Source organism: Paenibacillus sp. FSL H7-0737 (assembly GCF_000758545.1).
Taxonomy (GTDB): domain Bacteria; phylum Bacillota; class Bacilli; order Paenibacillales; family Paenibacillaceae; genus Paenibacillus_AQ.
In genome coordinates this window covers 2,606,507-2,618,877 of record NZ_CP009279.1, presented here as the reverse complement: position 1 = coordinate 2,618,877, position 12,371 = coordinate 2,606,507, and the positions used below count along the sequence as shown (strand labels likewise).

Below are 12,371 nucleotides of genomic sequence, written 5' to 3'. Positions count from 1 at the left end.
CTTTTTATAAATTCCCCAATGAGGCCCTATTTTTATACGCTAAATCTCAATTGTGTTAAAAAGAAAGGGATCTCCCCTAAGATAATTCCTTAGAATCGCTTGCGCATAAGGCTGTTCTGCTTTCAGTCCCTCGGTTTCTCTAGGGTCGGGTGCGTGATGGCAATAATTTTCGATCATAACCATGACCGTAAAATTCTCTAAAGTCTGAAACCACTCCCCATCAAGCTTGGCCACACTTTCGTAACCCTTAATGACCAGTTCTCTTTGTAAAGGATACAACCCTAGAATGGTATGTGCCACATCATAAAGATAATATCCCCAGCCACATCTTCCGAAATCAATCGGTCGAGGTTCACCCTCTTTAAATATGATGTTCCCTTGATGTAAATCACCATGGATAACCCCATAAGTCCTTCTGTTCTTATTTTTATGCTGCTTGCTTAACCAGCCGTATAATTTCTCAGCCGCAGACTGATACAGCACGAACTCATCATCCGAAAGAAAACTATGGTAGTGCAGCTTTAATCGGAGCATTGCTTTTCTAAAGCTATGTTCATCCCACACAGGACGATTAAAGCCTGGAGGTAACTCAAGCTGCTGTGCCGCTTTATGCAGCTTGGCTAATAGAACGCCTTCTTTGTAAATTTGATCTTCGGTAAGTCTTTCGTTCGCATGTTCGCCTTCAACCCAGCGCATTAACGATGCATATATACCATCCTCATTACCTTGCTCCACTTTGAACGTAACAGAACCCGTTCGATCATGAACGCCTTTCGGCAGAGGGACATCGATTTTGCTCTTCAAAAGCTCCAGCCAAGCGATTTCGGAGTTAATTTCTTCTTTAGATCTCCCCGAGTGAAGACGCAGCAAAAAAGTCCCCTCTTTATTAGTCTCTATTACAAAAGTGCAGGTGTCCGATCGTTGGATAAAACGAATCTGTGTCCAATCGAGGTCAAAGTGCCGGAGCGCCATTAAAGCTGCTTGCTTATAATTATTTCTCATCGCAATGGAATGTACACATCAACCTCATCAGGCCACGTAGGATTAGCAAACTGATAGACTTCAATAGCCAGTGCATGAACATACTGCTCTCGCTTCATCGCTTCTACTCTTTCCGTCTCGTGCCCTACAAAGGAAGAAGTAATACTCAAGCCTATTAGCTTCATCTCCGGTAATTCGAGCACTTGGACTACACCTTCATCCATCATGAATAATTCATCCCTTCTATGATTATAAAAAATGAAAATATCTGAAATAAATATTTCTCTTGAAAATAATTTCAGAAAACTAAATAATATAAAGCAGTACTACTTGTCGGATCTATCATCTTAATAAGGGTGGAGCTTCATTACAGACAGAAGAAAGGTTGAACATCGGCACCATGAACGCAATTCCAAACCTCAACAAGGAACCAGCCCGTGTGGAAAAAACACGCAAAGAACCTTTCCCCATCTCTATTCTTTCGCTTACGGTAGGCGCTTTTGCCATTGGAATGACTGAATTTGTCATCATGGGTATTTTACCAAATGTCGCCAAAGATTTACAGGTTAGTATTTCTACTGCAGGTCAGCTCATCACGATGTATGCCCTTGGGGTAGCCGTCGGTGCTCCTATTCTAACCATCCTTACACAACGAATTCCGCAAAAGAAACTGTTATGCCTGCTCATGGTATTATTTATTCTAGGCAACGGAATCTCTGTATTTGCTCCAAACTATACCGTTCTTATGGTTGCTCGTATCATCACAGCTTTAACACACGGGACTTTCTTTGGCGTTGGTGCAGTGATCGCTTCTAATCTGGTCAAGCCCAATAGGCGGGCCGGAGCCGTATCCATTATGATGGCTGGTCTAACGATTGCTAATATCATCGGTGTTCCTTTAGGAACATTTATTGGGCAAAACATGGGCTGGCGCGCCTCATTTGCTGCGATAGCAGTCATGGGCGTCGCTGCACTAATCGGCATTCTTATTTTCATTCCAAAGATTAAACAAGACAAACCTGCTAGTGTAATCCAGCAAATTTCTGCGCTAGCTAATCCTAAACTGCTTCTATTCTTACTGATCGGTGCGCTTGGTAACGCCAGCTTGTTCACGGTGTTCACTTATATAGCGCCACTGCTAATGGAAGTTACCGGCTTTGCCGAGCATAGTGTGACATGGATTCTAGTTCTCTTCGGCTGTGGTGTAACCATCGGGAATATCGTTGGCGGGAAGCTTGCAGATTGGAAGCTGATGCCTTCTATCGTGGGACTTTATTTCGCGGTTAGTGTCATTCTTACGATATTTTCCTTCACAATGCATAGTCCAGTAGCCGCGGTCATCACAATATTCTTCTGGGGTTTGGTATCCTTTGCGGTCATGCCAGGACTACAAATACGGATCATGAGTCTGGCTCAGGCCGCTCCTGCCCTCGCTTCTACAACCAGTCATTCTGCAGGTAATCTCGGAAACGCAACAGGTGCCTTCATCGGCGGATGGGTCATTTCTCATCTTGCGATTACTTCGCTGCCATGGGTCGGTGCCGTTCTGGTAGGACTCGGTCTGGTACTGGGGATTGCTTGTTATGTAGCAGAACGTAAAGAGAAAGTGGCGTAATTTTTATAGGCTTATATTAAAAAACGAGGGTGTCTCCAAAGCGATGAAAATGGCTTAGGGACGCCCTCGTGTTTCATTTTACAAACTATAGCTATCTACTATCTTATGGCTTCATTCTTCTAATGCTCAGCATCTGATTTGCCCCTTTTTGAAATTCATAAGGAACCTCCATTTCCTCCACAGCGAAACCTTGTTGAACCATCTCATCTATAAGGCGATCTAGATGCTCATATCTTTTGCAAGACAGATCAACTAAAGGGAAAATACGAAACTCTCCTCTAGTCACCCGCATAAGTTCATTAACAGTCCTTAGATGAAAATCATAATCCAGCCGATCACTATACATAAATAGGAAATGCGCAGACAATGTCAGATCAAAATCCTCATCATTGAACGGCAGATTAGGTAAAATCACAGGAACATATCGCGCCGGGGTTTGTCTCTGATCCCTGATGTTATCGTTTAAAGCCCTACTCCTCGCTTGTGTCAAATCCTCTATAGACTTGAAGTAGTCCCATACAAAATTGCCCTGTACCTTAACCAGTTCAGACATAGCATGCTCAATATCTTGAACACCTTTATCTTCAAGCTCATCCGCAGAGTAATAATAAGCGATATCCGCAGCAGTCACGTCACTCCCTAACTGATTCGATATCGCTGTAAAAGAGCAGGCACCTGCAGGACAATCCAAAATCCGCCTGCCTACAAGATCCGCTTCTTTCAATTTGAACATCTGTAAATATTCCTCAAAGGTCCTTCCTATAAAAACAATCCTCTCCAACTCAAGCTTTCCCTCTACTCCGCTCATCTCATCTCACCTTTCCTCATCTCGGCTAATACTGCTCGCTTTTTACTTCTGTTTAAATATATGTATAAGATAATCTATAAGAAGTCCTAGAATCAGGAACGACCCAAAATGAATTACATACGTGGGAAATCTGACGCTGATTAATATACTGCTTGCAGCCCATTCCGTATTATTAACATCAACCATCCAGTTTGCAAAGGGCTTCATGAAAATCAGCGTATCTATAATTGGATTAAGTCGTACAAGAATGATGTTTGCGATCTCAATCCCCAAATAATCACCCAGACAGATGATGATACTAATAATCGAAAACCAGAAACTGAATTTTCTCCTTAAAAACATCAAGCACCGCCCTCTCTTTTTTTCCTAATACATACAATTCGTTTAAAATTCAAAATATCCTTGTCGCGGATAGCTCCTGCTTTAAAAAATGATACAATCTGGAGCTCGCCAGCTTCAAGGGATAATCCGAAAGTTTACATAGGATACCGCAGGTCATATCGATAACCTTTCCCTCCAGTTTTCGCACTACCGTTCCTGCAGGGGCCGGATTCAAGACTATCTCAGGGACAAGAGCGACGCCTAAGCCACTTTCCACAAAATATTTTAGAGCCGACATGCTTCCAATCTCCATAGTATCGAACGGTGCACCACCTGATTCCTGTAGCACACTTTCTAATTTTTTGCGATAAGGACAGTTTGCTGCCGTAATAAGTAACCTATGATCCTGTAAATCCTCTGGCGTGATATTCTCCTTGTAAGCTAGCGGATGCTCTTCTGGCATAAGTAACACAAATTCCTCCGTAAATAAGGGTTCAAAATAAAGCTCCTTACCCAGCTCTGGCGCTGAACATACAGCCATATCAATTTCGCCTCGCAAAAGCAGTTCACTGAGTGCAACGGTTCCCGCGATCTCCACGGAGACTTTCACTTTCGGAAACTGCGTCATAAAGCTGCTTAACAGCTGCGGCAAACGATAGCTCGCCGTCGGATCCGTTACCCCTATGCGGAGGTTGCCCGCCTCACCTATCTTCAAATCGACCAAACGGCTCTGCAACCGCTCCATATCCTTAACAATATGTAAGCTCTCTTCATAAAACAATCTGCCAGCTTCACTTAAGCTGATTTGTTTTCCCCGCTCAAGCAGTTGACATCCTAAGTCGGATTCAAGCCTCTGCATTTGCATCGTGACCGTGGATTGGGCATAATTCAATTCCTCTGCTGCACGGTTAAAGCTTCCTGAACTCACAATGGTTTGAAAGGTTTTTATTGTTTTTAGATCCATTCCTGAGCCCTCCACTACTTAATTCAAATAAATTGAACCAAACCTTCAATTAATTCAATTATACGAAATCCAATAATCACTATAGAATACTCTATATCAACAACATACGCCAACCAAAGGAGTGAATAAGGATGGATCTTAACAATAAAGTAGCCTTAGTAACTGGTGGAGGAACTGGAATTGGCAGAGCTGTAAGTCTAGAATTAGCCCGACGCGGAGCCCTTGTTGCAGTGAACTATTCTAGATCCGAGGCGGAAGCTAATGAAACCGTGAATACGATTATGAATCAAGGTGGACAAGCGATAGCAGTACAAGCCGATGTTTCTAAGGATCAGGAAGTGCGAAGTATGGTCCATTCGATTATTCAGCATTTTGGGACGTTAGATCTGCTGGTGAATAACGCCAGTATTACTAAACATATTGCGCTGGGTGATCTGGAAAAAGCAACGGAGGAAGTCTGGGATGAACTCTATGATGTAAATGTGAAAGGAATGTTTTTCTGCGCCAGAGCAGTTGCACCATATATGAACATGAGCGGTTCAGGCACCATCGTCAATCTCGGCAGCATCGCCGGACAAACTGGCTTAGGCTCTTCCCTTCCTTATGCGGTCTCCAAAGCTGCTGTTCATGGCCTCACGAAATCTCTAGCCCATGCGCTAGCTCCAACTATTAGAGTGAACTGTGTCGCACCGGGAGCTGTTGCTACTAGATGGTGGTCTGGTCGAGAAGAACAGATGCATAAATTAGCACCTAATCTGCTGCTCCAGCGTCTATCATCCACTGAGGATATCGCTCAATTCGTCTGCGCGACACTCGAACAGGAAGCAATGACCGGACAGATCATTACGGTAGATAGTGGACAAACGTTGTAACAACTAAACAAATGGCATATCAATTGAAGCGCCGATAGAATAATTAGGGAATTTCTCCCTATAATTCTGATATATCTACTCATCCAAATAGTAATTACGGAAAACCTCCCTATAATTTAGCTGATTTGCTGGAAAATAAAGAAATTCCCCTGATTTTTAGGGAGGAATTCCCTGTTTTCGTTCATTTAAGGATAAAATCGGCTATTTTCAGGGAGTTATTCCCTAATTCCTCTCTAGCTCACACGATCGTCGTTTGGTCTATTTTATAAAGATAGAAGCTGTCCCAAAAGTAGAATTTTCTACTTCTAGGACAGCCTCTATTGCATAAATATTGGTGATTTCTTTAGTTAGGTTCACTACCCCAAATCAAGTTTCCTGACACGTATGCTGGTGTTTTGCTCCAGTCCACATAATTAGTATCCACCGCATTAAAAGAAAAATCTCCGGTTTGAGTGTAATTCGTCCAATCCTCTTTAGACACACGCACCTGAATGTCGATACTCGCACCCGCCGCAAGTGAACCTGCTGCACTTGAGAAACCAACCTCCAGATAATAATCCGCATTTGCTTTAGCTGTTGGCAATTTTACAAATGTTCCTGTTACATACGCGCTTCCCACCTGTGACCAGTCGCAGAAGAAGCTTTGTGCCTTCTCACCATCAATAGTGTAATAATATCTCACTTTCACATCAGAGAGTGTCACAGCACTTGTGCTCGTATTCACCAGCTTAAACTTTGGATTCAACGTATTTCCGGAAGCAGACAATGAACTATTATACATCTGTACTTTCAATGCTGCAGTAGGAGCTACTGTCGTATCCGCAATCGTGACAACCAAGGATTGTGTGGTTCCTGCACTAAACTCAAAGGTAAGCGTAGTGCTTCCCAACGCTTGGGTTGCCAGATACTCTTTCTTGATCGTTACTGTAGAACCACTCACTGTATAATCTGTGCTTGCTACGAGGGTGGCTGTTCCGTTCTTGATTGTGCTGAGCGTGTTTCCATTCAGTGTCAGCGTTACTGCTACGTCGGCCTGATTCGCTGTTTTCTTATCAAAGCTTGCAGTTGTTGGTGTTATCGTGGAGTTACTTACTGGTGTTGTCGTATCCGTCACCGCAACCGCCAATGATTGATTAGCCCCTGCGCTAAAGCTAAACGTCAGCGTGGTCGTTCCTACCGCTTGCGTCGCTAGATACGTTTTTTTAATGGTCACAGTAGATCCACTGACCGTATAATCTGTACCAGTAACCAATGTGGCTGTTCCGTTTTTGATCGTGCTGAGCGTGTTTCCATTCAGCGTCATGGTTACTGCGACGTCGGCCTGATTCGCTGTTTTCTTATCAAAGCTTGCGGTTGTTGGTGTTATCGTGGAGTTACTTACTGGTGTTGTCGTATCCGTCACCGCAACCGCTAAGGATTGCGTCGCTCCTGCGCTAAAGCTGAACGTCAGCGTGGTCGTCCCTACCGCTTGCGTCGCTAGATACGCTTTTTTAATGGTCACAGTAGATCCACTGACCGTGTAATCTGTACCAGTAACCAATGTCGCCGTTCCGTTCTTGATCGTGCTGAGCGTGTTTCCGTTCAACGTCATAGTTACTGCTACGTCGGCCTGATTCGCTGTTTTCTTATCAAAGCTTGCGGTTGTTGGTGTTATCGTGGAGTTACTTACTGGTGTTGTCGTATCCGTCACCGCAACCGCTAAGGATTGCGTCGCTCCTGCGCTAAAGCTGAACGTCAGCGTGGTCGTCCCTACCGCTTGCGTCGCTAGATACGCTTTTTTAATGGTCACAGTAGATCCACTGACCGTGTAATCTGTACCAGTAACCAATGTCGCCGTTCCGTTCTTGATCGTGCTGAGCGTGTTTCCGTTCAACGTCATAGTTACTGCTACGTCGGCCTGATTCGCTGTTTTCTTATCAAAGCTTGCAGTTGTTGGAGTAATGGTTGAGCCTGTAGCTGGTAGATTGACAGGATCAGCATACAATGTGCCTCGGCCATTCGTTCCGAGATATACACGTCCGTAAATTCTTGGGTCACCAGTAATCGCCATATTAATCTTGGCGTATTGGTGGGCATCGTCATTAATACGAACCCAAGTTGCGCCAACATCATCGGAACGGAAGACACCCCGCACGCCATCAATCTTCGCTACCGTGTATAGTGCCATGTAAGTTTGACCCGGCGCAGCCTTTCCATAACCAATGAGATCAGCTTCTTGTACGTTGGTTAACTTCGTGAAGCTCGCACCAGAGTTCGTGGAGTGCCACAAACCATACTTATTCTCAGTCGTATTTCCTCCTGCAAACCAGATGTCACCTTCAATACCTGGTACTGCTTTCATGCTGATCTGAGCTTCATTCGGCTGTAATCCAGCTACATTATTGGTTGGGAAACCTGAAGCTGAAGTGGCAGTAAATGTAGCTCCGCCATCCACACTAACATAGAAGACCCCAGCAAAAAAACCATAAAATTTGTTAGCATTCACTCGGTCAGATGCTACTTTTGCTCCTGCAGGTAATCCGGCGCTTGCTGTCCAAGAGTTACCTGTTGTTTTGGAGTAGTACACACCAATATCCGAGGTGCTCCACAAAATAGAGTTCCCACTTGCAGACACAGCTACTTGTCCATGCCCTACTGTTGTTTTGGTGCCATTTGACGGTTCGGAATTTGGCATGTACCAGTTCACACCACCATCGTTAGAGATACCAATGGATTTCATACTTGGTGTCTTCTCTTTATCTGCACTGCCTACCCGTACCATATAAGATGGACTCAACTCTGCATAATCGATACTCATTGTTGTTGCCCATGAAGGACTGGTCTGGAATTTAGTTGGAGCTACCGACAAATCCTCATGACGGAAACCAGAAACGTCACCAAGTGCAGTGATCAAATGGGAGGTTCCCGTTGGCGGGCTTATCAGTCCGAGCACAGCCGTTTCCTCCACACCCTTGGCCATAACCGAGATATTCACCTTGCCTCCGGTATCCCATGAGGTCAAATTGTTCGAGCCATAAATGGTGGCCCCCGTACCATACATCATCCGGTTAGAGTTGAAAGGATCAATTTCCAGATCGCCCATCATCCAGCCCAGTTTTGGTGAAGGATCAAGAGAGGTCGAAGTCGTTCCGTGATCGAGCCAAGGTGCTGCTGTGATATCCATACTGAACTTATAAGTTCGTTCTGGATAATTGCCCCAGTCCCAAATTCGGCTCCATGTTGCACCACCGTTAGTACTGCGGAAAATCACTTCATCAGGCCACCAAGCGTTTAAACTGGATACCATAACTGTGTTAGGATTCTGTGCATCCACAGCTAAACCACCGAAGCCATACCAATTATCCGTTCCGGTTGAAGGACTGATGTTCGTCCATGCACCGCTTGTTTTATTGTATTTCCAAACCTCACCTTTACTTCCGTCATAAGGACCTACACCATTGCTATAAGTAATATACAGATCGCCTGTAGATGAAAGCACGCCATGATGTGGCAAGTAGCCTGAAGGTTGTCCTGCCAGAGCTGTCCATGTTACGCCTCCATCTGTACTTCGATATACGCTGCTTGCTGTATCGGCAACCCCTACATATATCGTTTGAGTCGCATTGCCAAGTGTTCCTGTGCTCTTATCGAACGTAATCCAGGATAAGCCAACGAGATCATTTCCATAATCCAGTGTCGGATTCTGAATATATGTTCCTACATTCGTAAAGGAGGTTACCTTCGACCAAGTAACACCGGAGTCCGTACTTTTCCAGAGCCCATTGCCACTTCTGGCTCCGAAGAATAAAATATTATTCTTATTCGGGTCAATGACGAGGCGTTCACCCGCAGAGCGGCCCGGCATATTGCCACCTACCTTAAAAGGCAGCGGAGTGGTTTGCCAGGTGTTTCCCCGGTCACTAGAGCGCATGATCTGACCGTTATTATCCCAGGAGTTAGTATAAGTACCCGTTGCCATATAGACTTTATTCGGATCAATAGGATCTGTAGCAAGGGCATCTACACCATTCTTATTCCAATCGACCCAGCCTACGGAGTCACTAATCGAAGTCCAACTAGAGGTAGCCTGATTCCAGCGATAGGCACCCCCGATATCTGTTCTGGCATAAATTAAATTGGGTTCGGACTGATTAAAAATAATTCCGGGTACAAAACCACCGCCTGCTCCCGTTACAACACTCTTCCAATTGTAAGGTTCACTTGCGGCCGCATGAGTAGTAGCTGGGAATGCAGAGAATAAAGAGCCTATCATCGCGCCAAGCAGGATTAACAATCCAGTTTTTCGGATACGATTACGAATCACGTTTTACGCCTCCTACAATTTTATTGGTTTGCTTTTGCTTTCCTCCTACTCTGTATCCCTGCTTCTTCCCTCCCCCCTAAATTCGACTATTTAAATTTTTCTGATAACGCTTTCATTATAATGGTAATGTTTTTCATAATCGATAGAAAATGGTTGTATTTTCATGAAGTTTGTCTCTAAAAATCGTACCATTTTCACACCTTAGATTACATTTCACAAGCATAAATACCTCCCCTAAGAGGAGTGTCAAATCAAAAATCCAGAAACATCCCAAAAAAGCCCTCTCCACCCTAACGGTGAAGAAAGCTACTACTGGTTAATGCGTAAGCACAAATTCATCCAGCATCTTACCATCCACATCATAAGCCTGATAAGTCAAACTATCCTTGGTAACACTAATCCCCGCGAACATTTGCTTGTAGTTTTGAAAATGCACCGCATGATAGAACTGATCTTCTTTTTTCTCATTAAACTTCCCACCAGATGCATTGGTCACCACATATACCGTACCTTTTTTAGCACCTACCGGATTCTCACCTTCAGGAACGATTTTTCCAGCCCGCAAAGGGTAGGATCTGGAGTACTCATGATTATGCCCCTGCAGCACCAGATCGACCTCATATGCATCAAAAATATCCGTCCAATCTTCAACCTTCTTATATGAATTGCCCCCGTATGCCGGACGGTGCATCGCAACAATCTTCCATTCCTTATCCGTGCTCTTCAAATCTTGCTTCAGCCACTCAGCTTGCTTTTTCAAATTGCTCTCCGTATTCAATACAGACACATGTACAGGACCGTAATCGAAGGAATACGAGGTGCCCGCAATAGAACCTTTTGCCCCGTTATCTGGCAGGTTGAAATGAGAAGTAGAGTCCGTCGCATCGTCATCAACCTGATCATGATTTCCCGTAACAGGCATTAAGGGTATCGCAGAAAGCAAGCCTTGCACGTTACCAAAAAATTGATCCCAGCCCGCCGAATCCTCCGGGTCCTCCGTTAAGTCACCATTATGCACAATAAACTTGGCCTCTGGAAAGGTCTGAAAGGCCTTGCTCAATGTCTTCCCCCACAGCTTAAAATCATCCGCCCTCTCCCCTTGAGAATCCGCGACGTTGATAAACGTAACACTATCTAGTCCAACCTCTTCCGTGGTAAATTCCGCAACTGAACTCCATCCTCCCTCAAGCCCGCTGCCCACTCTGTAAGAATATAACGTCCCAGGTTCAAGTCCTGTAACCTCCGCTTTGTGAACACCTCTGGGACCATGGTCCGTTTTGATGGCGCTACTATTTGCTTCTACCCTTAGTACATCCGATTCTACAAAAGAGGACATCTGTCCCTTTACTAACTCCAGAACTCCTGCGGCATTGGAATCGCTAGTATACCAAGTAAACGCACGACTCGTTCCCGCATCTCCCTTAAAGGTAGTAACAAGATCATACGGGGCTGATGATTTCTTGGAGCTCCCGGATTTGGACCACTCCATCCCAACAGCCACCAAGATCAGAACAATCACTACTATCCCTAGGATGATGGCGAATTTATAGTCTTTCATCACGGCTCCTCCTTCATTTTTCTCTCTAGTCTTCTAACTAAGATAGCCTTCCAGAAAGTCAGAAGTCAAATCTATAGATCTATACTTTTGTTAACGCAGTGTAAAACATTCAGCTAACATTCAGTCTATTTTAAGTTAAGCATAAGGTCTGTCTCCTAGAATTAGTTGTGCAAGAAGGTTAGCCAACGACAGAGATAGAGATAGAAACGAGGTGGGAAAATGAGTAACAAGCTTCAATTCCGGCATGAACTAAAATTCTTCATTAACTATCATCAATACCTTGTATTACGCCAACGACTACAGAGTTTGATTGATACAGACCAGCATGCCAATGAGAGTGGCGAATATCATATCCGCAGTTTGTATTTTGACGACATCAACAACTCGGCGCTTGCCGACAAACTCGGAGGTCTCAGAGAACGCGCCAAATATCGTATTCGTATCTACAACATTCAAGACAACATCATTCACTTTGAGAAAAAAATCAAAATGGACGATTATATCGCCAAAATTAAAGAGCCGCTGACCCGTCAAATGTACGACGAGATCATGGCAGGTAACTATGAGGTCCTGAATGTCCCGGACAGTCCACTGTTCATGGAATTATACAATCAGATGCGCCATAACCTTCTTCGGCCGAAGGTCATCGTGGATTATGTTCGCGAGCCCTATGTTTGCCACAACGGCAACGTGCGGATCACGTTCGATAAAGAATTACGTACCGGTCTGCATTCGACGGATATTTTTGATAAGGATTTGCAACCGATTCGGGCGATTGATGAGAACTTTATTATTTTTGAAGTGAAATTCGATGAGTACATTCCGGAATACATTAAGATTGCGCTGCAGTTAGAGGGGCTGAACAGACAGTCCGCTTCAAAATATGTGATCTGCCGCAAATTCTTAAAAACCAACACTTGGGAGGATTATTGATTATGAATGCATCACT

The 12,371-nt window shown here is 44.3% G+C and carries 9 protein-coding genes and 2 pseudogenes; 3 read left to right on the top strand and 8 right to left on the bottom strand.

The features are described from left to right. Positions 1-39 precede the first annotated feature (39 nt). A complete protein-coding gene (locus H70737_RS11110; RefSeq protein ID WP_042187207.1) occupies positions 40-1,002 on the bottom strand; it encodes a phosphotransferase enzyme family protein in 963 nt (320 codons plus the stop codon). Further along, positions 999-1,208: a hypothetical protein gene (locus H70737_RS11105; RefSeq protein ID WP_042187205.1), complete on the bottom strand. Its 210-nt coding sequence runs from the start codon at positions 1,206-1,208 to the stop codon at positions 999-1,001. The genes H70737_RS11110 and H70737_RS11105 overlap by 4 nt, the downstream gene beginning before the upstream one ends. Positions 1,209-1,381: 173 nt before the next feature. Between H70737_RS11105 and H70737_RS11100 the strand changes: the two genes are divergently transcribed. Then, a complete protein-coding gene (locus tag H70737_RS11100; RefSeq protein WP_042193708.1) occupies positions 1,382-2,596 on the top strand; it encodes an MFS transporter in 1,215 nt (404 codons plus the stop codon). 103 nt (positions 2,597-2,699) lie between these two features. On the opposite strand, the gene H70737_RS11095 is transcribed toward H70737_RS11100, so the two are convergent. Genes H70737_RS11095 through H70737_RS11085 form a run of 3 tightly spaced genes read right to left on the bottom strand, consistent with a single transcriptional unit; the run spans position 2,700 to position 4,689 of the window. Continuing rightward, positions 2,700-3,404: a hypothetical protein gene (locus H70737_RS11095; RefSeq protein ID WP_042187203.1), complete on the bottom strand. Its 705-nt coding sequence runs from the start codon at positions 3,402-3,404 to the stop codon at positions 2,700-2,702. Positions 3,405-3,446: 42 nt separating this feature from the next. Beyond that, positions 3,447-3,746, bottom strand: a complete 300-nt coding sequence (locus H70737_RS11090; protein WP_042187201.1) for a hypothetical protein — start codon at positions 3,744-3,746, stop codon at positions 3,447-3,449. Positions 3,747-3,795: 49 nt separating this feature from the next. Beyond that, complete coding sequence (locus H70737_RS11085; RefSeq protein WP_042187199.1) at positions 3,796-4,689, bottom strand: LysR family transcriptional regulator; 894 nt, start codon at positions 4,687-4,689, stop codon at positions 3,796-3,798. A gap of 131 nt (positions 4,690-4,820) precedes the next feature. Between H70737_RS11085 and H70737_RS11080 the strand changes: the two genes are divergently transcribed. Then, positions 4,821-5,561: an SDR family NAD(P)-dependent oxidoreductase gene (locus H70737_RS11080; RefSeq protein WP_042187197.1), complete on the top strand. Its 741-nt coding sequence runs from the start codon at positions 4,821-4,823 to the stop codon at positions 5,559-5,561. A gap of 343 nt (positions 5,562-5,904) precedes the next feature. Here the strand turns inward: H70737_RS11080 and H70737_RS31200 are convergent. The 3 genes and pseudogenes from H70737_RS31200 to H70737_RS11070 form a co-directional block, all read right to left on the bottom strand. Further along, positions 5,905-6,627: pseudogene (locus H70737_RS31200) on the bottom strand (X2-like carbohydrate binding domain-containing protein); the annotation flags it as partial. A gap of 33 nt (positions 6,628-6,660) precedes the next feature. Beyond that, a pseudogene (locus H70737_RS11075) lies at positions 6,661-9,813 on the bottom strand (X2-like carbohydrate binding domain-containing protein); the annotation flags it as partial. 367 nt (positions 9,814-10,180) lie between these two features. Then, positions 10,181-11,422: a purple acid phosphatase family protein gene (locus H70737_RS11070; RefSeq protein ID WP_042187195.1), complete on the bottom strand. Its 1,242-nt coding sequence runs from the start codon at positions 11,420-11,422 to the stop codon at positions 10,181-10,183. Positions 11,423-11,641: 219 nt separating this feature from the next. Between H70737_RS11070 and H70737_RS11065 the strand changes: the two genes are divergently transcribed. Then, a complete protein-coding gene (locus H70737_RS11065) occupies positions 11,642-12,355 on the top strand; it encodes a polyphosphate polymerase domain-containing protein (RefSeq protein ID WP_042187193.1) in 714 nt (237 codons plus the stop codon). The last annotated feature ends 16 nt before the right edge of the window (positions 12,356-12,371 follow it).